Annotated in this window: 22 protein-coding genes and 1 pseudogene; 8 read left to right on the top strand and 15 right to left on the bottom strand. The window is 69.5% G+C overall.

The features are described from left to right. Positions 1–118 precede the first annotated feature (118 nt). Complete coding sequence (locus ETD83_RS25010; RefSeq protein ID WP_138647651.1) at positions 119–649, bottom strand: methyltransferase family protein; 531 nt, start codon at positions 647–649, stop codon at positions 119–121. 4 nt (positions 650–653) lie between these two features. Beyond that, positions 654–2,018, bottom strand: a complete 1,365-nt coding sequence (locus ETD83_RS25005; protein ID WP_138647650.1) for a glycosyltransferase — start codon at positions 2,016–2,018, stop codon at positions 654–656. Here ETD83_RS25005 and ETD83_RS42775 point away from each other — a divergent pair. From ETD83_RS42775 to ETD83_RS24995, 3 genes are all read left to right on the top strand, one after another. Beyond that, positions 2,008–2,460, top strand: coding sequence for a MarR family winged helix-turn-helix transcriptional regulator (locus tag ETD83_RS42775; RefSeq protein WP_171064419.1), 453 nt, complete (start codon positions 2,008–2,010; stop codon positions 2,458–2,460). The two genes, ETD83_RS25005 and ETD83_RS42775, sit on opposite strands and share 11 nt — an antisense overlap. 154 nt (positions 2,461–2,614) lie before the next feature. Next, entirely contained in the window at positions 2,615–2,767 is a 153-nt protein-coding gene (locus ETD83_RS42770) for a hypothetical protein (RefSeq protein WP_171064418.1), read from the top strand. Between the two features lie 267 nt (positions 2,768–3,034). Beyond that, positions 3,035–3,448 carry a hypothetical protein gene (locus tag ETD83_RS24995; RefSeq protein ID WP_138647649.1) on the top strand — a complete coding sequence of 138 codons (414 nt, stop codon included), beginning with the start codon at positions 3,035–3,037 and terminating at the stop codon, positions 3,446–3,448. Between the two features lie 247 nt (positions 3,449–3,695). Here ETD83_RS24995 and ETD83_RS24990 read toward each other — a convergent pair whose 3' ends face one another. Continuing rightward, positions 3,696–4,094, bottom strand: coding sequence for a MarR family winged helix-turn-helix transcriptional regulator (locus ETD83_RS24990; RefSeq protein ID WP_138647648.1), 399 nt, complete (start codon positions 4,092–4,094; stop codon positions 3,696–3,698). Positions 4,095–4,162: 68 nt separating this feature from the next. On the opposite strand from ETD83_RS24990, the gene ETD83_RS24985 reads away from it, so the two are divergent. Both ETD83_RS24985 and ETD83_RS43855 read left to right on the top strand, forming a co-directional pair. Continuing rightward, complete coding sequence (locus ETD83_RS24985; protein WP_138647647.1) at positions 4,163–4,549, top strand: tautomerase family protein; 387 nt, start codon at positions 4,163–4,165, stop codon at positions 4,547–4,549. A 120-nt stretch (positions 4,550–4,669) separates the two neighbouring features. Then, entirely contained in the window at positions 4,670–4,810 is a 141-nt protein-coding gene (locus ETD83_RS43855; RefSeq protein ID WP_205717864.1) for a hypothetical protein, read from the top strand. 193 nt (positions 4,811–5,003) lie between these two features. On the opposite strand, the gene ETD83_RS24975 is transcribed toward ETD83_RS43855, so the two are convergent. Next, the gene (locus tag ETD83_RS24975; protein WP_205717863.1) at positions 5,004–6,110 is read right to left on the bottom strand and encodes a pyridoxal phosphate-dependent aminotransferase; all 1,107 of its coding nucleotides are present in this window, start codon (positions 6,108–6,110) and stop codon (positions 5,004–5,006) included. 174 nt (positions 6,111–6,284) lie between these two features. Between ETD83_RS24975 and ETD83_RS24970 the strand changes: the two genes are divergently transcribed. Next, the gene (locus ETD83_RS24970) at positions 6,285–7,055 is read left to right on the top strand and encodes a GntR family transcriptional regulator (protein WP_138647645.1); all 771 of its coding nucleotides are present in this window, start codon (positions 6,285–6,287) and stop codon (positions 7,053–7,055) included. Between the two features lie 111 nt (positions 7,056–7,166). Here the strand turns inward: ETD83_RS24970 and ETD83_RS24965 are convergent, their stop codons facing one another. The 11 genes from ETD83_RS24965 to ETD83_RS24915 form a co-directional block, all read right to left on the bottom strand. Continuing rightward, positions 7,167–8,678 carry a CoA-acylating methylmalonate-semialdehyde dehydrogenase gene (locus ETD83_RS24965; RefSeq protein WP_407921521.1) on the bottom strand — a complete coding sequence of 504 codons (1,512 nt, stop codon included), beginning with the start codon at positions 8,676–8,678 and terminating at the stop codon, positions 7,167–7,169. 56 nt (positions 8,679–8,734) lie between these two features. Continuing rightward, a complete protein-coding gene (locus ETD83_RS24960) occupies positions 8,735–9,529 on the bottom strand; it encodes an SDR family NAD(P)-dependent oxidoreductase (RefSeq protein WP_138647644.1) in 795 nt (264 codons plus the stop codon). Continuing rightward, positions 9,526–10,710 carry a glycine C-acetyltransferase gene (locus ETD83_RS24955; protein WP_138647643.1) on the bottom strand — a complete coding sequence of 395 codons (1,185 nt, stop codon included), beginning with the start codon at positions 10,708–10,710 and terminating at the stop codon, positions 9,526–9,528. Before ETD83_RS24955 ends, ETD83_RS24960 begins: the two co-directional genes overlap by 4 nt. Next, a complete protein-coding gene (locus ETD83_RS24950; protein ID WP_138647642.1) occupies positions 10,707–11,261 on the bottom strand; it encodes a cysteine hydrolase family protein in 555 nt (184 codons plus the stop codon). Before ETD83_RS24950 ends, ETD83_RS24955 begins: the two co-directional genes overlap by 4 nt. Continuing rightward, complete coding sequence (locus ETD83_RS24945; RefSeq protein WP_138647641.1) at positions 11,258–12,997, bottom strand: hydantoinase B/oxoprolinase family protein; 1,740 nt, start codon at positions 12,995–12,997, stop codon at positions 11,258–11,260. The genes ETD83_RS24950 and ETD83_RS24945 overlap by 4 nt, the downstream gene beginning before the upstream one ends. Next, complete coding sequence (locus ETD83_RS24940) at positions 12,994–15,072, bottom strand: hydantoinase/oxoprolinase family protein (protein ID WP_138647640.1); 2,079 nt, start codon at positions 15,070–15,072, stop codon at positions 12,994–12,996. The genes ETD83_RS24945 and ETD83_RS24940 overlap by 4 nt, the downstream gene beginning before the upstream one ends. Positions 15,073–15,205: 133 nt before the next feature. Beyond that, the gene (locus ETD83_RS24935) at positions 15,206–16,444 is read right to left on the bottom strand and encodes an ABC transporter permease subunit (protein WP_138647639.1); all 1,239 of its coding nucleotides are present in this window, start codon (positions 16,442–16,444) and stop codon (positions 15,206–15,208) included. Continuing rightward, positions 16,441–17,313, bottom strand: a complete 873-nt coding sequence (locus ETD83_RS24930) for a branched-chain amino acid ABC transporter permease (protein ID WP_205717862.1) — start codon at positions 17,311–17,313, stop codon at positions 16,441–16,443. Before ETD83_RS24930 ends, ETD83_RS24935 begins: the two co-directional genes overlap by 4 nt. 5 nt (positions 17,314–17,318) lie before the next feature. Further along, positions 17,319–18,032, bottom strand: a complete 714-nt coding sequence (locus ETD83_RS24925) for an ABC transporter ATP-binding protein (protein WP_138647637.1) — start codon at positions 18,030–18,032, stop codon at positions 17,319–17,321. After that, on the bottom strand, positions 18,029–18,757 hold the full coding sequence (locus ETD83_RS24920; RefSeq protein WP_138647636.1) for an ABC transporter ATP-binding protein: 729 nt from the start codon (positions 18,755–18,757) through the stop codon (positions 18,029–18,031). Before ETD83_RS24920 ends, ETD83_RS24925 begins: the two co-directional genes overlap by 4 nt. A gap of 5 nt (positions 18,758–18,762) precedes the next feature. Next, positions 18,763–19,923, bottom strand: coding sequence for an ABC transporter substrate-binding protein (locus tag ETD83_RS24915; RefSeq protein ID WP_230421158.1), 1,161 nt, complete (start codon positions 19,921–19,923; stop codon positions 18,763–18,765). Positions 19,924–21,487: 1,564 nt separating this feature from the next. On the opposite strand from ETD83_RS24915, the gene ETD83_RS24905 reads away from it, so the two are divergent. Both ETD83_RS24905 and ETD83_RS24900 read left to right on the top strand, forming a co-directional pair. Further along, positions 21,488–21,796, top strand: a complete 309-nt coding sequence (locus ETD83_RS24905) for a hypothetical protein (protein ID WP_138647634.1) — start codon at positions 21,488–21,490, stop codon at positions 21,794–21,796. A gap of 761 nt (positions 21,797–22,557) precedes the next feature. Beyond that, positions 22,558–22,658 (top strand): annotated as a pseudogene (locus tag ETD83_RS24900) (IS5/IS1182 family transposase); the annotation flags it as partial.

Raw genomic sequence — 22,658 nt, 5'->3', positions numbered from 1 at the left:
CCGTCTCCCCAAGACTCCCTCCCTGATCAAGACACCGCGATTCGCACCCTATTGGACGATCACGTCGAAGATCACCCCCAATCACCCAGGCAGCTCGCCGAGCTGTTCCCGGATGGCTTCAGTCCGCAGTGGGGCGACCGGGGTGATCGTCGGAGTGGAACGGGCGGAGTCTGGGCAGCCAGGCCGGCACGGCATGGCTGTACTGCTCGTATCGGGTGCCGAAGCGGGCCCGAAGCGCGGGCTGCTCGTACAAGTGCACGAAGGCGACCATGACGGTGGTGGCGGCGGCGAGGTACCACAGAAGTGCGCCGCGTTGGAGGACGAGTGCTTGTCCGGCGATCGTGGTGATGACCGCCAGGTACATGGGGTTGCGCACATGCCGATAGAGCCCGCCGACGACCAGGTGTTCCGTCGGGGCGATGGGGGCGGGCGTGCCGAGCCCCTCGGTCACGAACCGGACGAAGGCGTTGACAAGTACGAGGCTGCCCGCTGTGACCAGGATGATCCCGGTGATGCGCAGCGGTACCGGCCAGAGGAGGGGGTGTCGCGGCCGCCAGCCGGTCAGCCACCAGGGCATCAGGCCGGCCACGACACCGGGGGCGGCGGCGAAGAACAGGGTGCTTCCCAGCGTTGCGGGCGATGTGCGCATGGGGTCACCGTCCGTCGAGCGGGGAGGGTGTTGTGGCGAGTTCCATGATGGCTTCGGCGGCACGCGCGGGGCCGTCGGCACCGTCGTAGAACCGCTGGATTCGTCGGGCCGCCTGCTTGTAGCGGTCGTCGGCGAGCATCCGCCGTGCCAGTGCGGCCAACTCGGGGGATCTGGCGCGACATTGCGGGATCCGGTGGGCCGCGCCGTGGCGTTCCAGCAGCACCACGTTGAGGTCCTGTTCGAGCTGGAGCGGGATGCCCAGGGCGGGCGTCCCGGAGGCCATCGCGGTTTGCATACTGCCCTGCCCGCCGGTCACGACCGCGAGGTCCACGTGGGGCATGACCAGGTGGCTGGGCAGGACGGACTCGACCATCACCCGGTCGGAGGCGAGGTCTTCGAGGTCGTGGACGGTCGCGGCGACCAGAACGCGCGCGTCGACCCCGGCCAGGGCACCGATCACATCGCGGATCAGTCCCGCTTCAGTGGAAGTGAGCGCAACGTAGATGACCGGGCCGGGCTGGTGGAGAAAGGAGGCGACCCGTTCTGGTAGCGGGATATCAAGGTGGGCGTAGAGCGGGCCGGTGTAGCGCAGCGTGGTGCCCTGACGGTAACGGGACGTGCCGCGCGGGCTCCACGACGTCATGTCCGGTGATGAGATCCCCACGACCTGTGGGATCTCCGGAACCAGCGTCAGGTCACCCAGCAGCAGTGCGGGCAGGCTGGGCACACCCTCGACGCCCAGCTCGGCGGCGATCCGGTTGAAGCCGGCGCAGTGGTACCGCAGCCGAGGGATCGCGCGGTTGATGACCCAGCGCGGCAATGGCCCGCCGAGCAGCCGCGGCAGGTTGCCGGGTGCGGGCAGCAGGCCGCGCTCGAAGACCGGGGGCACGAAACTCCCCGCGTGCTCGGTGACGAGAGGTATCCTGGCCAGCCGCGTTGACAGCAACGCGGTCAACGTGAAGCCGGTCACCGCTACGGTGACGCGGTTCGCGCTGAAGTAGTCCGCCTCGGCGAGCACGTAGGATCGCAGCTCGTCGTCGGTGTACATGCTCTGGTCGACAGGTCCGACGCCTATGGCGGAGCGGACGAACGCGGCGCTGCGCTCGGCGCTCATCGGCTGCCCGACCACGTCGTACTCGACGTCCGCGGCACGCAGCAAGCTCTCGTGCACGCCGCCGTGCGTGGCAATCCGGACCGCCGCACCGCGTTCGCGCAGCGCCCGGTGGATCTCCAGCATCCGCGTGGTCTCTGACAGGTACCCGCAGTTGGGAAGCAGACAGATCACGGCTCCGGCCTCCGCAATATATTGGATGACACAATCAGGTAATATATTGCACATGGACGTGCCAGGGAAGTCCGTGTTCGACATCGGGCCTGACTCGGATCTCGAGCCGGCAGTGCGCGCGTTCCGCGTACTGCTGCTGGTGGGACAGCGGCTACACCGCCTGATGGACCAGCGGCTACGTGCCGACGGGCTCACCACTCAGCAGGCCGCCCTGCTCACCGTGGTGACCGCGCTCGGTCGGCCCTCTCTCGGCGAGGCCGCCGACGCCATGGGCACCACCCATCAGAACGCCGCCCAACTGGTAGCAGCCCTGACCCGCAAAGAGTTCCTGCGTGTCGAACCCGACCCGGCCGACCGCCGCCGTCGTCGCCTCATCGCCACCGAGACCAACGACCAGTACTGGCGCGTCCGCGACGCCGCGGATCACAACGCGGTGGCCGACTGGTTCTCCACACTGACCGACAGCGAACTCCAGACCCTCACCACCTTGTCCGAACGCCTGCTCAAGGCACTATCGGAGACCTGAGACAACACCCCTGCGCACTCTCATCCCCAGATCGCGCGCTAGCCCCGGGACATCTCGCCGGAGCCGCAGGCCAGGCCGAGCATCCGCCTGCCCGCGAACGCCCGCTCATGCCGCCGCTCCAGATCACCTCGAATTCGACGATGGCCCAGACACAATGGCCGTGCCGGGGCGGCTGCGTCGTGACTTCACCGTCGCCGATGCCGACCGTCCCCTTGCCGCCGCGTGCCGCATCTACGTCGCGCTCAACCCGGGCACCGGCGCTGCCGAAGCCATTGGAGCGGTGACCTCCGCTGCGGACGCGCTCTGAGCATGCCGGTTTGCTCGGCGATGCAAACGACTCTCCTGCCGCGCCGCAGACGGCCTCACAATGGGCGGTTGGCGCGCGACAACCGAAACTGATCGCGGCCCAGATAAAGCGCAGACCGTCGTTCACTCATTTACCGCTGAGTGATCGCACCGATGACACGACATCCAGGGCAGGCGTTCGCCGGGTGTCCAAGTGGGCACTAGGCGGGCGTGCTGATGTAGCGAGCGGGGTGGTTCGGCAAAGAGCCCCGTGGTAACGATGGCGAGCATGAGCGAGACGCCCATCCCATACGCCGGCCACCACGACGGCCCCATGCGGGTCCTGCATCTCCACACGCGCCGCGGGATAGTTGCCAAGGCCGGCGTCACCGTCGGTATCGACGGTGCCCACTACCACCAGCGTTGGGGGAGGGCGGCCTTCGAGATCCCGGCGGACAAGCCGGTGCACGTTGCCGTGTCGCAGGGAGGCGGTCAGGTTGGCGTCGCCGCCACGGTTCTCACCTCTGAGCAGCCATCTGAGCTGGAGTACCGTGGCCCTGCGGCCCTGTACCTCGCAGGCACCATCGGAGCTCCCGGCACGGTGAAGCAGCGAGGCTGCCTGCTCCAACTCGCGATCTTCGCTCTCGCTCCCCTCATAGCGCTGACGCTCGTGATCGTGATCAGCATCCTTCTGACCCGATGACCAGACCTGATGCCGCACCCGCCGAATATCCAGCCACGCACTAATGCCACTGAGCGGTCGGGAGCCTGTTCCACAAAGCCGGGCACTAGGGCCTTCATGAGCAGTAGGCGGAAGGTACTCGAGCGGTGTACATCCGCTGAAGGCCGTCCCGGTGCCGGAAATGAAGCACCTCCGACCGTGTTTGCACTGGTCAGAGGCGTAAGGTGGGCAGGCGCGGGGTCGAACCGCCGACCTTCCACATTTCAGGTCACGGCGCCTGAGCGCTGTACTGACCGCGAAAACCCAGTTCGCTCATGAGCGAGAAGCCGATAAGCGGATTGTGTTCCCATAGCACGCTGCGCCAGACGGTAACCACCCAGCGCGTATGATCGCTAATCGCCCTCTGTCGCACCAAGACCCCTTTGCGGCTCAGGTCGCTCACGATGAGGCTCACCGTGGTCGGCGCCACATTCAGCATCTTGGCCAGTTGAGAGACGGTCAGCGGACCGTCGAGCAGGAGCAGGGACAGCATCGACAGATGCCTCGGCGCCAGATCAAGGGACCGCAACCGTTCCGGCAACGGCAGACGTTTGACCCTGCCGACCAGCCTTGGCATCACCAGGAGCAATTCCCTGACCGTGTCCTCGGTGGTGTCAGGCGTTGACATCCGCTCACCTTCCAAATAGTGTTGCTAACAAAGATGATTTGTGATCAAAGTTGTTTACGGAGGGTAGTATGCCCCATCTCAGTGTCCACGTGCTGGAAAGCGACCTGGCCGGCCGCGAGGCCGCACTGATCGAGAAACTGACCGATGCGGTCGTCGCCGTCTACGGGGACTGGGCCCGGAGCATCGCGGTCGTGCAGTTGATCGGCCTTCCCTCCAGCCGATGGGGCATCGGTGGCAGGCCGGCACGAGCACCCTCGCCGAGCGTCACGTTCGGCATCAGGGAAGCCGCGTTCAGCCGGCCCGACGCCGACGAGATCGTCGCCCGCCTCGTCTCCGGAGTCACCGACGCCATCGTCGACGTCTTCGGGGAACGCGTCCGCGATGGCGTGACGGTCGAACTCATAGGCACCCCGGCCGGACGTACAGGCATCGGCGGAGTCGTTGTCACGTCATAACGGGTCCATACGACTTCGCGCTGGTGGCGATGCTCGGCCTGCTCGGACTCCCGATCTTCGAAGCTACCGGCGCTGACATCGACGACCTGGGCGAGGAACACTCACCGGGACCTGCGCAACGTGGGCAAGGGCACCCGGACCGTGCTGGTACCTCTCCCACCGGCGGTCGGCAGAGCCATCGACCTCAAGACCGCCGAGCGCACCGACGCGATCGTCCTGGCCACCGTGGTCTCGGTGCGCCCGGTCGACAAGTGTTTCTAGCCGAGGCGATCGACGGTGTCGACTCGATGATCGTGGCGAACGCATTCTTCTGCCGCTGAGTGTTCGGGGGCGATGTTCGCGCCGTGGTCAGCTACTCGTGGGATTGACATCCATAGGAGCATCGGTACGGCTCAGTCACTGACGCCTTGTCGGCCGTCGATGACCGGGGGTGGTGGTGTTCATGGCGGCCTTCCTATGACTCTCGACCGGCCCGCGTGAGGCCGCGGATCAGGTCGTCGAGTATTGGCTTGTCCGAGCCGAATGTGAGGCGGACATGGGTATCGGGGGCGTGCATGTCGGCGCCGCGTACCGTCGCGATGCCGTTCCGTAGGAGTGCGCGGTCGATGGCGGCGGGTGTGTCGCCGAGGCGGGAGCAGTCGACGAGCAGGAATGCGCCGCCCGTGGGGCGCACGGGCTGGGTGAGGCCGCTCGCGGCGATGCCGTCGCATACGAGGTCGCGTTTCTCCTGGTACGTGGAAAGCGCCTGGTCGAGCCAGTCACGAGGCCCGGTGAGGGCGGCGATCGCGGCCCTCTGCGGGACCACTCCGCAGCACACCGCCTCCCATTGGAAGCGGCGGTTGAGCGCGTCGACGATCGGCGGCGGCGCCAGGACGTAACCGAGCCGCCAACTTGCGAGTGCGTAGTACTTGCTGAGGCTGGTGACGGTTACCAGATGCGGCCAGCGATCGGCGAATGCCTCCACCGGGTGGTACCGGCGGCCGTCGAAGGTGAAGTGCTGCCATGAGTCGTCGGAGATGACGAGCAGCCCGTGGCGGGCGGCGATGTCGACCACGGCCGCGACGGTCGCGGCGTCGGGGAGGTAGCCCGTCGGGTTGTTCGGGTTGCACAGGAGCACGGCGCGGCTGCGGGACGTGACGGCGGCCTCCAGGCCGGCGAGGTCGAGCGCCCAGCCATCGCACTCGCGGGACGGGACGTAGACGGGCGATGCGCCGGCCTCGCGGACGGCGCCGTCGAAGAAGTAGGTGGGGGTCGGCACGATCACCTCGTCGCCGGGAGTGAGCACCGTGCGCAGGACGAGGGAGAGCCCCTGCATCGCTCCGTGGGTGATCAGCAGGCGACGCTCGGGATCGACGCGTAGGCCGTGCTCGCGCTCCAACTCGGCGGCGATCGCGGCCCGGAGCTCCGGGAGGCCGCGGGTGTCGCGCGGGTCGGGCTGGTCCATCGCCTCCGCGACCGCCCGCCGCACATGCTCGGGCATGGGAAGGATCGGGGCGCCCACGAGCGGGAGCATCCGCACACCGTCGCGTGCATGCCGCTCCGCGCGGACGCGTGTGCTCATCGCACCAAGGGTCGGGAGGTCGCTCGCGGCGGGGAGAACCCAGGAATCCGAAGTGCATCGCTGCATAGAGGAAGCATGGCAGACTAAGATATCAACGACAAGAGTAGGTATCCCTCATCTTCCAACGCACCGTGTTCTGCTGTATCAACCGATGCAAGTTGGTATTCTGGCCTGGTGTCTGACATTCATGGCGTGGTCCCTGGAACGCCGCACATCCCCGCGTTGCTGTTGGTCGGCAGGGACGAGACCGGCCTCGACCGTACGAGCCAGGCCTATCGGGCGATCAGGCGACAGATCATCGACCTGACGCTACCGCCCGGCAGCAGCTTCACCGAGACGTCGCTCGCGGAGCAATGGCGCATCAGCAAGACGCCGGTGCGCGAGGCTCTCGCGCGGTTGAGGCGCGACGGGCTCGTGACCGCGCTTCCGCGCGCGGGCTACGTCGTCAGCCCGATCACGATCCAGGACACCGACGATCTCTGCGGCCTGCGGACGCTGCTGTCCGGCGAGGCCGCCGCGGCAGCGGCCCGGCTCGGCGTCACGGCGCCGGCGCTCGACCGGCTCGAAGCGCTGTCCAAGGTGCCCCTAGCGCTCGCGGCGGGCGAAGTGGAACAGGAGGAGTCGCTGCGGGCCGGGATCGAGTTCGAGGGCATCATCGCCAACTTCAGCGGCAACCCCCGTCTCGGCAAGACGATCGTCGACGTGCTCGACGAGCTGGAGCGCGTGCTGCGGATGGCCGCGTTGATCGATCCCGGCATCGCGAGCCCGCCCGGAGAGCTGGGGGCCATCTTCGAGCGACTGTGCGCGCGGGACGCGGACGGCGCCCAGGACGCGACGCGCACGCGATGCGAGCGCGTGCGCCGCGACCTGCTGCAGGTTCTGGCGAAGAGCACGTCCGTGAGCAGGGCGCACATCGAGCTGCCCGCGCCGCTCCCGCCGGCCTAGTGCCGCGACCGGGAAGTCCGCGGGGGCAGGCACGGCCGAGACCGCGCCTGCCCCTTCGAATGTCGCCGGCCCCGAGGTCCGGCGCGATGCCGGGAGGGGCCGGCCGTCCGGTCAGACCGCCGTCGGGAAGTGGAGGTCGGGGCCGTCCTCCGCGTCCTCCGGCCAGCGGCTGGTGACGGCCTTCGCGCGCGTGTAGAACGCGACGCCCTCGGGACCGTGCATGTGGTGGGCGCCGAACAGCGACTGCTTCCAGCCGCCGAACGAGTAGAACGCCATGGGCACCGGGATCGGAACGTTGACGCCGATCATCCCGACCTGCACGGAGCGCTGGAAGAGGCGGGCCGCACGGCCGCTGGCGGTGAAGATCGCCGTCCCGTTGGCCAGGTCGTTGCCGTTGATGAGGTCGATCGCCTCCTCAAGTGAGCCGACGCGCACGACGGCGACCACGGGGCCGAAGATCTCGTCGCGGTAGACGTCCATCTCGGGTGTGACGTGGTCGAACAGCGTCGGGCCGACGAAGAAGCCGTCCTCCTGGACGTCGAGGTCGCGCCCGTCGACGACGAGGTCGGCGCCCGCGGTGACGCCGGAGCGGATGTAGCCCCTGATCCGTTCGAGCGCCTCCGGTGACACGACCGGACCCATCTCCGACCCGGCCCGCAGTCCCGGCCCGACCTTGATCGCCTGCGCCTTCTCGCGCACGAGCTTGACGAGCGGCCCGGCCACGTCGCCGACCGCGACGGCGACCGAGATCGCCATGCAGCGCTGGCCGGCCGAGCCGTACCCTGCCGCGATCAGTTGGTCGGCGGCGAGGTCGAGGTCGGCGTCGGGCAGCACGACGGCGTGGTTCTTGGCGCCGCCGAGCGCCTGCACGCGCTTGCCGCCGGCGGTCGCGCGCTCGTGCACGTACCGCGCGATCGGCGTCGAGCCGACGAACGACACCGCGGCGATGTCCGGATGGTCGAGGATCGCGTCCACCGCGACCTTGTCGCCGTGGACGACGTTGAAGACGCCATCGGGCAGACCGGCCTCGGCGTAGAGCTCGGCGACGAGGTTGGACGCCGACGGGTCGCGCTCGGAGGGCTTGAGCACGAACGTGTTGCCGGTCGCGATCGCGATCGGGTGCATCCACATCGGGACCATCGCCGGGAAGTTGAACGGCGTGATCCCGGCGCAGACCCCGAGCGGCTGCCGGAACGAGAAGAGGTCCACGTCGGTCGAGACCTGGTCGGAGTATTCGCCCTTGAGCAGGTGCGGGATCCCGCAGGCGAAGTCGATCACCTCCAGCCCGCGGATGAGCTCGCCCCGGGCGTCCTCAAGGACCTTGCCGTGCTCGGCGGAGACCATCCGCGCGAGGTCGTCGAGGTGCTTCTCGACGAGGTTGCGGAAGGCGAACATCAACCGCGACCGGCGCATGACGGAGGTGTCGGCCCAGCCCGCCAGGGCGGTGCGTGCCGCGCGCACCGCGGCGTCGACGTCGGCGGGCCCGGCCAGCAGCACGTCGGCCTGGTGCTCCCCGGTCGCGGGGTTCCACACCGGGGCGGTGCGGCTCGACTCTCCGGCGGTGTCGCGGCCGTCGATCCAGTGCTTGATCGTTCTGATCGCCGCCCTATTCCCTGTGCTCACAGCCTGCTCGCTTTCTTGTGGTTTCACGTGGGTCCGCCGCCGGCGGCGCCGTCGCGTCAGACGATCAGGTCGCCGCCGTTGATGTCGATGGCCGCGCCCGTGATGTACGCCGCGCGGTCGGAGGCGAGGAACGCGACGAGTTCGGCGACCTCCCAGGGCTGCCCGACGCGGGGCACCGGGAATGACCGGGTGGCGCGTTCGAGATTCTCCTCGGGCAGCAGGCCGCGGGCCATCGGCGTGTCGATGAGGCCGGGACAGACGGCGTTCACCGTGACCCCGTCGGATCCGCAGGTCTTCGCCAGGTGCCGGGTGAGCCCGAGGACGCCGTGCTTGGCCGTCGTGTAATGAGCGCCGCCCGTGGTGCTGATGGTCTTGCCTGCGGTGGACGAGAAGTTGACGATGCGGCCCCAGCGGCCTCCGCGCATCGCGGGAAGCGCCCGCCGGCAGCACAGGAACGTGCCGTGCACGTTGACCGCGAGCACGCGGTTCCACTCGGTCTCGGTGATGTCCTCGAACGCGGTCGGCGGTGCGATGCCCGCGGCGTTGACCAGGATGTCGAGCCGCGACCGCTCCTCCAGCAGCGCGGCGAACGCACGGTGGACCTGGTCGCCGTCCGCCACGTCCACCGCGACCGACCGGACGCGGTCCGCCTCCGCCGCCAGCATCGACGCCAGCTCGCCGGCGCCGGGCGGGGCGAGATCGAACACCGCGACGGTCGCTCCGCGGCGGGCGAGCGCGTGCGCGACCGCCAGGCCCATGCCGCTGGCGCCGCCCGTCACGACCGCGACCCGGCCTTCGAGTTCGTGACCGTCGGCACTGGTGGGCGCCCGGGGCCCCTCGACGGCGGTCAAGGGTGCGCCAGGACGGCACGCGCGCGACCGAACGCGGCCGCCGCGAGTTCGAGCTGGCCGGCCGTGTGAGCCGCCGAGACCTGCACCCGGATCCGCTCCTCGCCTTGCGGGACGACCGGATACGACAGTGCGAAGGCGAGGACGCCGTCGCGGCGAAGCGCCGCCGCCACGTCACGGGCCAGCGTGCCGCCGCGCAGCATCACGGGGATGATCGGGTGCTCCCCGGGCAGCACCTCGTAGCCGAGGTCGCGCAACGCCCCGCGGAGCCAGGCGGTGCTGGAGGCCAGGCGCTCCCGCAACTCGGGACGCCTCCGCGCGACGCGGATCGCCGTCAGCGCCGCGACGGCCAGCGGAGGGGCCATCGCGTTGGTGAAGATGTACGGACGCGAGACCTGGCGCAGCGTCTCCACGACCGCGCGGGGACCGGCGACGAAGCCCCCGGCTCCGCCGCCCAGCGCCTTGCCGAGCGTCCCTGTCAGCACGTCGATCCGGCCTTCCAGCCCGAAGTGCTCGGCGGTGCCCGCGCCGGTCGCGCCCAGCACACCCGTGGCGTGCGAGTCGTCGACCATGAGTGCGGCGTCGTAGTGCCGCGCCAGCTCGCAGAGCTGCGGCAGCGCGGCGACGTCGCCGTCCATGCTGAAGACGCCGTCGGTGACGATGAGGCGATGGCGCGCGTCCGCGCACTCGTCGAGGCGGCGCTCGAGCTCGTCGAGATCGGCGTGGGCGAAGACGCGCCGCCGGGCCCGGGTCAGGCGGATGCCGTCGACCAGGCTGGCATGGTTGAGCGCATCGCTGAGGACGGCGTCGTCCGGGCCGAGCAGGGCGTCGAAGACGCCGAGGTTCGCATCGAAGCACGAGTTGTGGAGCACGGCGTCCTCGGCTCCGACCAGCTCGGCGATGCCGGCCTCAAGCTCGCTGTGGATCGCCCTCGTGCCGCAGAGCACGCGTCCCGCCGCCACTCCGAGGCCCTGGTCGCGCAGCGCCCGCCGCGCCGAGTCGAGGACCTCCGGGTCACCGGCGAGCCCGAGGTAGTCGTTGGAGGCGAAGCTGGCGAGCGTCTCGCCGTCCACGCCGAGCGTCGGCCCCTGGGCGCCCGAGACGACGAGGTCACGGCGCAGCCCGGTGGTCACCCGGCGGTCGTCGAGCTCGGTCCGGAGCCGGTCGAGCAGCGTGGCGTTCACGCCTTCCCGCCATGCCAGCCGGCGCAGGGCACGACCTCGAATCCGCGGCTGGGGAAGACGGCGTCCATGAAGAAGTCGTGGATCGCCGGATCGCCGTCGGCGCAACCGTCGCGCAGCACGGTCACGTGGTAGCCGCGGTCCGACGCGTCGTAGCACGTCGCGGCCACCATCGCGCTGGTCGCGACGCCGGCGATCGCGAGGGTGTCGACGCCGCGGGCGCGGAGCACGAGGTCGAGATCCGTACCGGCGAACGCGCCGGCGCGGCGTTTCAGCACGATGACGTCCTCGCCGGCGACGGGCAGATCGATCTCGGTTCCGGCCGACTCCTCATGGAAGGCGTCCCCGGCTTCGTAGAACGTCCTGTACAGCGCGTTGCCCGGCGGCAGGTCGGCCCCGTTGCCCCGGAAGGCGAAGTGCACGAACACGACCAGAGCACCGGCCGCGCGGGCGCGCGGAAGCAGTCCGGTCAGCGGCGGTATGACCTGCCTGGCGAACGGGTAGTCGCCCGTGATGCCTCGCTGGATGTCGCCGATGATCAGTGCGGTGGTCATGAACAGGCTCCCGTCTGGTTTCGGTGCGTCCGGTCACGCGACGTCGCGGTGGCGCTCGCGTCGATCGCGCCGTCCTCGGTGATCACGACGCCGTAGTCCCGTTCGGCTCCCTCGCGGGTCACCTTGCCGTCGAGGACGTCGTCGAGGACCCGTTGCGGGCTGCGCTCGAAGGGCCTGCCGTGCCCGCCCCCGCCGGCGGTCACATGCCGGTGACGGGTTCCCGCGGTCATCGTGAAGTGCGGTTTGGACTCCAGCACGCGCTCACCCGGCCCGCCGAGGTCGAGCACGTTGAGCGAGGGCGTGCCCTGCGCACCGCCGTCCAACCCGTAGGGCAGGAACGTGCGCCGGTCGGACCTGATCTGCACGCCGGCCTCCGGCGCCAGCAGCGTCATGTCCCGGAAGGTCGCGAGGCCACCGCGCCAGCGGCCCGCTCCGCCGCTGTCGGGGAGGTAGCCGTAACCGTCGATGCGGATGTGACCGGAGCGTTCCAGCTCCTCGACCGGTGTGTTGGTCAGGTTCGCGCCGAGCGAGCTGATCCCGTCCACGCCGTCGCGGTCGGGACGGGCGCCCCACGCTCCGGCCAGGGGATCCCACAGCACCATGGACTCCCCGTCGGGACCGATGAGGCCGATCGCGATCCCGTCGGGTCCGCCGTCTCCGGCGGCGGGCACCCGGGCGGGGAACACCGGGGCGAGCGCCCCGAGCACCGCGTCGATGATCCGGAAGCCGACGAGCCCGCGGGCGCCGCGGGCGGCTGGCCGCCGCCCGTTGAGGATGGAGGCTTCGGGGATGACGAAGCTGAACGGCCGGTAGAAGCCGCTGTTGGCCGGGATGTCCGCGGCGAGGACGCCCTGGAGAGCGGCGTACGCGGCGGAGCGGGTGAACGAGGACGTCGCGTTGAGCGCGGAGCCGACCTGCGGTGAGGAGCCGGTGAAGTCGAGTTCGATCCCGGACTCCGACAGCGTGGCCTTCACGCGGATCGGGATCGGCCCCGAGCCGAGGCCGTCGTCGTCGATGTGGTCGATGAACTCGTAGGTGCCGGGGGCGGCCTCGGCGAGCGCGGCGCGCAGCAGGGTCTCGGAGTAGTCGAGCAGCTCGTCGATGAGGTCGGCGAGCCGTCCGACGCCGTGCCGCGCCGCGAGGGCGCGCAGGCCCTCGGCCCCGGTGTGGCAGGCCGCCAGCTGGGATTCCAGGTCGCCGCGCAACAGCTCGGGTTCGCGGACGTTGCGCAGGATCAGCTGCAGGAACGTCTCGTTCACGGCGCCGGCCTCGACCAGGCGCGACGGCGGGATCTGCACGCCCTCGGCGAAGATGCTCCTCGACTGCACGGCCATGGAACCGGCCGCCCAGCCGCCGACATCGGTGTGGTTGACGACCGTGACCGCGAAGCCCAGAAGGGTTTCCTCAGTGAACACCGGTGCGACCGCGAAGATGTCCGGCAGGTGCATGCCGCCCCGGGAAGGGTCGTTGAGCAGGTAGACGTCTCCGGGCCGGATCCTGCCGCCGAACTCGTCGAGGATCTCCTCCATCGCGTCCGGGATGGACCCCAGGTGCACCGGCAGGGTGTTGGCCTGGGCGATCACCCTGCCGTGGGCGTCGCACAGGGCGGCGGAGAAGTCCATGCTCGACGCGACGAGCTGCGAGTGCGCCGTGCGCACGATCGTGATCGCCATCTCGTCGGCGAGCCCGGTGACGGCGTTGCGGAAGACCTCGAAGGTCACGGCGTCGCGGATCATGAGGTACTCCAGGTGATGACGATGTTGTTGAACCGGTCGCGGTGGACGCGGGCACCGGGCGGGACGAGGGTGGTGGCGTCCATGTCCTCGATGACCATCGGTCCCTCGACGGGCTCGGCGCCGAGGTCGGAACGTCCCACGACGGGCGTGGGCACGAGCTCGGCGAACCGGCATTCGCGGGTGGTGGGCTCGGCGCCGTCGGCGACGGGGAGGCTCAGCACGTCCGCGATGAACACCTGGGTGAGCAGCCGGCCGCGCACCCGGAGGTTGACCAGTTCCACCAGCTCGTCCGTGCCCGCCCGGCCGTAGGTGCGCTTGTGCTCGGCGTGGAACCGCGCCCGCGCCTCGGCGAGCAGGTCCTCGGTGAGGTCGCCCTCGGGCACCCGGATCCGTAGTTCGAACCGCTGGCCGCGGTAGCGCATGTCCAGGAGCCGGTCCACGACGGAGTCCGCGCCGAGCTCCGCGCCCACCTTCGCCGACAGCCGTCCGAACTCCGCGGCGAGTGCGCTCACCTCGGCGAACTCGGGCCGGTACGGGGTGAGCTCGTGGCGTTCGGTGTCGGCCGCGAGCAGCCCCAGGCTGCTGAACAGGCCGGGGTACACGGGCACGATCACGGTCGAGATGCCCAGCTCGCGGGCGAGCGCGGCGGCGTAGAGAGGACCGGCGCCGCCGAAGGCGACCATGGTGGCCTCCCGCGGGTCACGGCCCCGTTCGCTGGTCACCGCCTTCACCGCGGTCGTCATGCTCGACACCGCCACCTGGTAGGCGCCGCGCGCGGCCGCGGGCACATCATCACCGAGCCGCTCGGCCACCGGTGACAGCGCCCTCTCGGCCAGGTCCGGGTGAATCGCCACGCGGCCGCCGGCGAGCGCCTGCGGGCTGAGGTATCCGAGCGTCACATTGGCGTCGGTCAAGGTCGGCAGCTCACCGCCCTTGCCGTAGCAGGCGGGGCCGGGGCGCGACCCGGCGCTGGACGGCCCCACGTGGAGCGCCCCCGCCGCGTCGACGGAGATGATGCTGCCGCCTCCGGAGCCGACCTCGGCGATGTCGATCGACGGAGCCCGCACCGGATACCCGGCGCCGGAGCTGAGGCCGCGAGCGACGTTCATGCCGCCACCGACCTCGTAGTCGGCCGAGACGAACGGTTCGCCGTGCTCGATCAGGGACGCCTTCGCCGTGGTCCCGCCCATGTCGAACGCGACCACCGTGGACAGGCCGATCAGCTGCGCGAGCTTCTGCACGGCGGTGACACCGGCCGCGGGACCGGACTCGATGATCTGTACCGGCCGTTGCGCGACCGAGGCCGCGTCCAGCAGCCCGCCGCTGGATTGCATGACCAGCAGCGGCGCGCTCACCTTCGCCGCCCGCAACCCCGCTTCCAGCCGGGTGAGGTAGCCGTGCACAGCGGGACCGATATAGGCGTTGACCGTCGCGGTGCTCGTGCGTTCGAACTCGTGCGGCTGCGGAGAGACATCGACCGACGCCGTGACGTACGCGCCGGGCAGCCCGGCTCGCAGCAGCTCGGCGACCCGCCGCTCCTCATCAGGGCGGGCATACGAGTTGAGCAGGCACACGGCCACCGCTTCGACGCCGTCCGCACGCAGCCGCGCCGCCAGGACGCGGACCTCGTCCTCATCGGCCGGCCGGTCGAGACGTCCGTCGGCCGTGATCCGCTGGCCGAGTTCGTACCGGTTCCGCCGCCGGGCGAGGGGCTCGGGCTTGGACCAGGACAGGTCGTAGAGCACCGGCCGGCGCAGGCGCCCGATCTCCAGCACATCGCGGAAGCCGCGGGTGGTGACCACCGCCGTGCGGACGCCGTCCATCGACAGGATCGCGTTCGTGGCCACGGTCGTGCCGTGCAGCATCGCGATCACGGCCTCCGGCCGGGCTCCGGCCGAGGAAAGCACGTCGGTGGTCGCCGCCACCACGCCGGCGCCGTAGTCGGGCGGGGTGGACAGGACCTTCATCGGGACGACCTCTCCGGCCGGACCCAGCGCGATGACGTCGGTGAAGGTGCCGCCGATGTCGGCGCCGACCCGCCAGCCGGCCGGTCGAGGATCGTGACTGAGAGGCACTGAGATCTCCTTCATTCAACGCAACTGGGATCACAGTAGAAGCAAGTTAAGATATCAGTATCCCGTGTTGCTGTTTTAGTTGAGGCAAGTGTTATGGCTACGGGTGAGCGAGTCTGGGCAACGACGTGTATGTCTACGGGGCCGAGTTCGAGTGCGCGGCCGGTTCGTCCGCCTCCGGTTCGTCCGCCTCCGGTTCGTCCGCCTCCGGTTCGTCCGCCTCCGGTTCGTCCGCCTCCGGTTCGTCCGCCTCCGGTTCGTCCGCCTCCGGTTCGTCCACCGCCGGTCCTGTGCGCGGGGCCCTTCGGCGTCCACCGATCCAGCCGGGCGGTGAGAGACCAAGCTCGCGACCCGAGGTGATGCCGCCGGGACGCAGGAGCAAGGTCAGCAGGAGCGTGAGGGCGAGGATCAACTGCTGGACACCAGGGTGCGGGTGGAGCTCGATCGGGCCCAGCTCGCCTCCGGCCTCGATCCTTCGCAGCAGCTCGGCCAGAACGGAGATGAAGAGGGTCCCGACGACGGCTCCGCTCAGGCTTCGTATCCCGCCGACTATCAGCATGAGGAGCGTGAGCAGCGTGAGCTGAAGGTAGACGTCGCCCGGGGTCAGCGCGCCGAGGAAACGGGCGTACAGGCCACCGCCGACGCCGCACACGAACGCGCTGATGACGAGCGCGATCGAGCGGTCGCGACGGATGCGGACCCCCAGCGCCGCGGCGGCGACGGGATCCTCGCGGGACGTGCGCAGCCGGAAGCCGGATCGGCTCAGCTGGTATGCCATGGCAACGGCGATCGCACCGATGAGCCAGGGGACCGTGGCGCCGACGGTGAGGTCGGCCGGGATCCCCACGATCCCCTGCGAGCCGCGCGTGACCGCGTCCCAGTTGCTGATCACCACGTTGACGCTGATGAGCAGCGCCAGGCTCGCGATGCCGGCCGCCATCCCGTCCAGGCGCAGGGTCAACAGCGCGAAGGCGCCCGCGACCAGGACGGAGAGCAGACCGGAGATGAGCAGCGCCGCGGGCAGGCCGAGTTCGAGTTCCGCGAGCCAACCTGGAAGCGCGGGCAGCAGCGCCTGCTTCAGGTCGCGGGGGATGGTCGTCAGCGCCGTGGCATACGCCCCCACGGCGACGAACACGACGTGACCGAAGGACAGCACGCCCGAGTTGCCGACGAAGATGTACGTGCCGACGGTGATGACGCCCATCACGAGCATCTGCGTGGCCGTCCGCTGGGTCGTCTCCGAACCGATCAGGGCCAGGCCGCTGACCGCGAGCACCAGCAGCGCGCAGATCACGGCGGGGGCGGTGCGCGCGAGCGCGGGGGCGCCGCGCGCGAGCACGCCGCGTTCAAGTACGGGGGTACGCGGGCTCGTCATACGCGCACCGCCCCGGGACGGCCCGCGATGCCGTGCGGACGGAACATGAGGATCATGACGATGCCGAGATACACCAGAGCGTCCTGGTACGGGGCCACCCCGCCGGGCAGATAGGCCTGGAGCATCACGGTGAGCAGGGCGAGCACGTACGCGCCGAGAGCCGCCGCCCACAGCCGGCCGAGCCCGCCGAGCACGATCGCGACGAAGCCGACGAGCACCGGCCGCAGGCCCATGCCCGGCGTCAGCGAGCCCGTGCTCGCCACCAGGAAGATCGCCGCGATCGCGGCGAACGCGCCGCTCACCCCGAACGCGGTGGCCACGACGAGGTCGGCGCGCACCCCGAGCGCGCGGGCCGTCCTGAAGTCTTCGGCCGCGGCGCGCATCTGGACGCCGAGCGACGTCGCGCGCAGGAACCAGGCGAGCCCCAGCAGCAGCACCGCGGTGACACCGATGATCGCGAAGTCGAGCTTGCCGACGGACAGGCCGGCCACCTCAACACTCGCGCCGAGGCTCCCGAGCACGTCGGCGCTCTTCGGGTTGGCGCCCTCGAACAGCAGCACGCCGCCCTGGACGAGCAGGCTGAGGGCGAAGGACGTCATCAGCAGCGTCTCCCCGCTCGCCCCTCGCACCGAGCGGAAGGCGAGCCGTTCCATCGCAAGCCCGCATCCGATGACGACGGCCGCGACGAGCACCGCCGTCATGGCGAACGGCAGCGCGGCGAACCACACCAGCGCGTACCCGCCGATCATGATCAGCTCGCCGTGCGCGAAGTTGATCAGTCCCATGATGCTGAACAGCAGCGCGATGCCGAGGGCGATCAGGGCGTAGAGGCTGCCGAGGCTGAGCGCGTTGACGAGGTTCTGGGCCACCGCGCTCACCCCATGCCCAGGTGCTTGGCCCGGAACGAGGGGTTCCGCAGCAGCTCGGCGGGCTCGCGCACGCGCTCGATCACGCCTCCCCGCATTGAGAACAGATGGTCGGCGAGCTTCACCGCGCGCGCGACGTTCTGCTCGACGAGCAGGATCGTGAGGCCCTCGCCGCGGAGCGCGGCGAGGGCGGCGAACAACTCGTCGAGCACTACCGGAGCGAGCCCGAGCGACGGCTCGTCGAGGACCAGCAACTCGGGCGCCGCCACCAGCGCCCGGCCGATCGCGAGCTGCTGGCACTCGCCGCCGGACAGCACGGCGGCCCGCTCGGAGAGCCGATCCGCCAGCGCGGGAAAGTGGCGAAGGGCCAGGTGCACCCGTTCGGAGACGTCGGCGCCCGGCGCCAGTGCGCAGCCGGCGAGACGGAGGTTCTCGCCGATCGACAGCGTGCGGAACACGCCGCGCGACTCCGGGACGAACGAGATGCCCGCCCGCGCCCTGCGCTCGGGCGCCCAGCCCGTGATGTCCGTGCCGCGCCAGCGGACCGACCCGCTCCGCGCTCGCACCAGACCCTGGACCGCCAGGAGGGTGCTGGACTTGCCGGCTCCGTTCGGGCCGACGATCGCGACCACGCCGCCTCGCTCGACGCTGAGCGAAACGCCCTTCACCGCGTCGATCGGCCCGTACGAGACGTGCAGGTCGGAGATTTCGAGCAGCGTCATTCCATCGCCTCCGCCCCCAGATACGCGGACACGACCTCGGGATCCGTCCGGATCTCGTCCGGGCTGCCGACCCGGAGCGTGACGCCGTGGTCGAGGACGTGCACCCGATCGCACAGGCCGAGGATCACGCGCACGTCGTGCTCGATCACGATGATCCCGCAGCCGATCTCCTCGTGAATCCGCCGCACGGTGCGCGCCATCGCGGAGCTCTCGTCGTCGTTGAGGCCCGCCGCCGGCTCGTCGAGCAGGAGCACCCGCGGACGGGCGCAGAGGGCCCGGGCCATGCCGACCCGCCTCTCCACTCCGTACGGCAGGTCGCGGGCGAGGACGCCGGCGCTACCGTCCAGGTCGAACCAGCCCAGCGCCCGATTCGCGCGGTCGCGCGCGGTCGCCCACGTTCCCCCGCCGCCGACCACCGCCGCCTCGCAGTTCTCGAGCACGGTCATGTGCGGGAACAGCCGGACGTCCTGGAACGTCCGGCTGATGCCCGCCCTCGCCCGGCGGGGCGCGTCCCAGCCGGTGATCCGGCGGCCGTCGAGCTCGACCTCGCCCGTGGTGGGGCGCTGGAAGCCCGACAGCACGTTGAGCAACGTCGTCTTCCCGGCCCCGTTCGGCCCGATCAGCCCGAGGATCTCGCCGTGGCCCAGCTCAAGCCCGACGTCGTCCAGCGCGCACAGTCCCGCGAAGCGCACGCTGACGTGGCTCGTGCGGAGCAGCTGACGCATCCGGCTCAGCCTTCCTTGGTCTTGCGTCCGCCGGTGTACGTGGCGACCGGGCTGGTCCGGCCGCCCGCGACGCTCAAGATGACCGAGGGACGGTCGGTCACGATGTGCTGCTTCGCGCCGTATCCCGTGGGGCCGGCGATCGTCTCGTACGACCCCAGGCCGTCGATCGCCTTCGCCAGCGCGGGGCCGCCGGTGGTCTGCGCCGTCTCGATCGCCTTGGCGATCACCTGAACCGTCGCATACCCGGTGAGCGCGTAGGACGTGACGGCACGCTCGCCGAACTTCGTCTTGTAGCGCGCGAAGAAGTCGTTCACGTCCGTGCGCGGGTCATCGCCGTACAGCGACCCGAAGGCGTCGTAGTAGAAGTCCTTCAGGTCCGGGACGCCCTTCAGCCAGTAGTCGCCGTCCATGGACATGTTCGACACCACCGGGATGTCGACGCCCGCGGCTCGGAGCTGGCGCAGGGCCGTGACCGCTCCCGGGTTGTAGCTGCACAGCTCGAGCACATCGGCACCGGACGCGCGCAGCCGCGCGATCAGACCGGCGAACGACGCGTCCTTCTGCTGGATCGTGTCGCTCCCGACCACCTTGGCCTGCGGCTGGGCGCTGAACGTCGACTCGAACGCGGCGCAGGTCTCCTTCGTGTGCGTGATGCTCGGATCGCGCCAGAGATAGGCCTTCCGGTAGCCCTGGTCGTAGGCGAACCGGGCGACGTTCGTCGCCCCGGCCGCGCTCTTGGTGCCCATGGAGTACGCGAGCGGTCCCAGCGTGGGCACGTCGAACTGCGAGGAGCCCGCACAGGGTGACACCGCCACGACCTTCTTGCTGGTCGCCGCGATGGCCGCCGGGCCTCCCAGATCGAAGTCGCACGTGACGAACATGACCTTCGCCCCGCGTGACAGCAGGTCGATGCCCACGGTGGTGCCGAGCGCGCGGTCGGACTTCGTGTCGCCGTACTTGAGCTCGAGCCGGTGGCCCAGGACGCCGCCGCGGGCGTTGATGTCCGCCACGGCGAGCTCGGCGCCGCGGGACGGCCCGAGGTCGTAGGCCGCCGCGAACCCGGAACGCGCGACCGCCATCCCGATGACGATCGGCCCGTCCGGCAGCTCCGCCTCCGCGGACGACGCCCCTGAGTCATCGCCCGGGGCACCGCAGCCGGCGGCCACGGTCAACCCAAGGATCCCTGCGGTCAGAAGAAGGACAGTTCGGCGCATCTCGCTAGTCCCTTGATCTCGACGGCCAGCTTGCCGTCGCAAACCTAAGGCACTGAAATCTCAATGTCCAGACTCAAATATCTCAACCAACGTATGTGAAAGATCAATAACAGGACCTGGGCGGGTCCATGCCGGACTCGGAGATGAGCTGGGGTGACGACGCCACTCGGAGGGATTCGCGAGGACCTCCCAACGGAAGCGCGTCCTCGGCCGAGGTTGACCGGCGCGGCGGCGTCCAGCCGATCTCCAGTTGGCGGGCGACCGCGACCAGTTGGAACATGATCGACCGTGCGCCGTGCGGGCGAGAGCTCCGTCCAAGCCGCCTCAGCGCTTTGGGCGACCGCGCCGACGGCCTTCAGCAGGGGAGGCGCGCGGACGCGGCGGCCGCCCTGGGACCTTGGGCACCATGAGGCGCACGTCCGGTCCGATCCGCTGTTTGCGCTGCACAAGTGACCCCGTCAGCGGCGTGGGAGCGAGCGGAGGCGACATGGTGGTCGCCGCCTGCGGCGGCCAGTTCCCCGCCAGCCGGTACGCGCCGACCAGGGCCAGTTCGACGCCCGCGCCCGAGGCACGTGATGCGCACCGGCCCGCGTCCCCGACCAGCACGATTCGGCCGATGGATCAGGAGTCCAACCGCACCCGCGCCGACAGCTTCAGCGGGACGTCGAGGGCCCGTTCACCATCGGCCAGGAGCCGATTGGCGATGTGCCGCCGATGCCGTAGCGTCCGCCGCCCAGGATGGCCTCGTCGGCAGCCATCACCTCGATCGTGGCGGAGCATTGTGCGGGTCCCTGCCAAGGACCACTCGGTCCATGCGCGTCATCCGATGCTCGATACCGTGACCTGGTTGACGAGCCGGGAGGGCACCGCTACTTCGAGCAGAGCAACCCCTCTTGAGCCTCTCCCCGCCCTGGGCGACGCCCAGACTGCGCAGGCCAAAGAGAGCCACACGACCAACGTGGGCAGCCGCAGAGAGAGCGACGGCCCGAGCGCCTGGACCGCACCTGGCCGGGCACCAATCCTGAGGCAATAAAACAAGTAGCCCGCTGAGCGGTCGGAGGCACCGTTCGCCTGTGCCGAGCCGACTGCGGGGCACGGGCTGGAGTGTGGTTGTCGAGGAGTTCGGTCCGCAAAGCTCGGCGCCGGGGCACTTGAGGAGCGAAAGGCGGAAAGTGTTCGAGCGGGTGTACTTCCGCCTGAGGCCGTTTCCGGACCAGAAAGTGAAGCACCTCTGACCGTGTCTGCGCTGGTCAGAAGTGTGGAGGTGGGCAGGGGCGGGGTCGAACCGCCGACCTTCCGCTTTCAGGAGTAGCAACCACCATGCCGCCCCGGTGTCTTCCGACGTCGAACGGTGCTGGACGTAAGTCGATGGCTGCCAGGGGTTGGGGCCGTTGTCGTCAGCCTGCGGCCTCCTGGCCTCTGGGGTGGTCGACCGGTTGGTTTCGCGTATCGATGGGGACTGCGCCAGGTTATGCGTCGTGAGGACGATGTCGGCTCGTCCTCGTATCGTAGGCGTATGGATCCTGGAACTTCGGGTGAACATGAGCTGCAGGCCGTTGAGGTCGCGGCGTCGATGGTCGAGCACTTGAGGGCAACGGGGAACTACACCGCCAAGTACCGCGATGAGGAAGAACGGAGGGTGCTCCAGAGAGCTGGCCGCATTGCCAGAGAGACTGTGAAACCACGCAGGATGTCTTTTCGTAGTGTGGGAGGGGCATTCGCAGCCTGGTGGACGGATCCGACACCGCTAGAGGACGAGATCACGACACTACGTGCCATGGACGCGATCGACGCCGCCCTCCGCGATCAAGCACCGGGGGATTGATCTCGCCGAGGATCGGATACACCGGTTCATTACGAGTCTCACGAACAAGATCCATACCCGTCCAGATTCACTCTTTGACCTGCTGTGAAGCCCCCTCCAGCACCCACCGCCTCCACCCACGTCCAGCCCCGTCCACACCCGCCCTTAGCACTGGTGTTAGCAATCCGGACCACAGCACCCATCCCTAGGGCAAGGGGAGTCGGAGGGCAGGCCGCCCTCGGCCCCGAGCACCGATCGCTATTTCCCGATAACCAGAGCCAACGTGGAGGCCGCCGACCCGACGATCGTGGCTACCAACATGACCCGATCATAGCCAGGACGTGTTACATGTTCAGGTGCTCGCGGAGGAGGCGGTACAGGTGACGCTCGGCGCTCACCGCTAGGCGAACGAGTCCACCGCGGACTCTCCTCGCTCTCCGAAACTGAGAACTTGAGCAGGGACAGTAGAGCCCGGCGTTTTATTCGCTTGTGCTTTCGGCGATGACACGCCCCTAACCATCCATAGGCCGTATCGCCACATCCGCCCCGGTGGGCTCTTACCTCAACGTCACATGACGTCTGACGAAAGAAAGATAGGTAGACAAGGACAGCCAGGGCCACCAGTAGAAAAAAGGCAATCCAAGCCTTAGAGATCGCCGCATACAGGAAAGCTACAGCGAAAAGTACACTCACGATTCTATCCGCCTTCTGGCGTTCCTTCTTAGGCATAGCTTCCTAAAGGCTGTCACGTAACGTAGGTCGTCTCTGGTCGATGATCTTGTGTGGGTCAGGTGATCACGGCGGCTCGGCAGGAGTGGATCGGCCCGTTCACCGGGCTGTCGCCACGGCAGTTCCGCAAGCTCGTAGGGGTGGTGGCCGAGCG

Source organism: Actinomadura soli (assembly GCF_005889715.1).
Lineage (GTDB): Bacteria > Actinomycetota > Actinomycetes > Streptosporangiales > Streptosporangiaceae > Spirillospora > Spirillospora soli.
The sequence above is the reverse complement of the archived record's forward strand: the minus strand, read 5'-3'. Positions and strand labels throughout refer to the sequence as shown.

Excerpts from the sequence above, each read along its gene's own strand:
- ETD83_RS25005 (WP_138647650.1), bottom strand. The coding sequence starts at position 2,018 with ATGTCGAACACGGACTTCCCTGGCACGTCCATGTGCAATATATTACCT.
- ETD83_RS24905 (WP_138647634.1), top strand. The coding sequence starts at position 21,488 with ATGGATCCTGGAACTTCGGGTGAACATGAGCTGCAGGCCGTTGAGGTC.
- ETD83_RS24945 (WP_138647641.1), bottom strand. The coding sequence starts at position 12,997 with ATGATCCGCGACGCCGTGACCTTCGAGGTCTTCCGCAACGCCGTCACC.
- ETD83_RS24990 (WP_138647648.1), bottom strand. The coding sequence starts at position 4,094 with ATGTCAACGCCTGACACCACCGAGGACACGGTCAGGGAATTGCTCCTG.
- ETD83_RS25010 (WP_138647651.1), bottom strand. The coding sequence starts at position 649 with ATGCGCACATCGCCCGCAACGCTGGGAAGCACCCTGTTCTTCGCCGCC.
- ETD83_RS24985 (WP_138647647.1), top strand. The coding sequence starts at position 4,163 with ATGCCCCATCTCAGTGTCCACGTGCTGGAAAGCGACCTGGCCGGCCGC.
- ETD83_RS24935 (WP_138647639.1), bottom strand. The coding sequence starts at position 16,444 with ATGACGAGCCCGCGTACCCCCGTACTTGAACGCGGCGTGCTCGCGCGC.
- ETD83_RS24925 (WP_138647637.1), bottom strand. The coding sequence starts at position 18,032 with ATGACGCTGCTCGAAATCTCCGACCTGCACGTCTCGTACGGGCCGATC.
- ETD83_RS24975 (WP_205717863.1), bottom strand. The coding sequence starts at position 6,110 with ATGAGCACACGCGTCCGCGCGGAGCGGCATGCACGCGACGGTGTGCGG.
- ETD83_RS24920 (WP_138647636.1), bottom strand. The coding sequence starts at position 18,757 with ATGCGTCAGCTGCTCCGCACGAGCCACGTCAGCGTGCGCTTCGCGGGA.
- ETD83_RS24950 (WP_138647642.1), bottom strand. The coding sequence starts at position 11,261 with ATGACCACCGCACTGATCATCGGCGACATCCAGCGAGGCATCACGGGC.
- ETD83_RS24995 (WP_138647649.1), top strand. The coding sequence starts at position 3,035 with ATGAGCGAGACGCCCATCCCATACGCCGGCCACCACGACGGCCCCATG.
- ETD83_RS42770 (WP_171064418.1), top strand. The coding sequence starts at position 2,615 with ATGGCCGTGCCGGGGCGGCTGCGTCGTGACTTCACCGTCGCCGATGCC.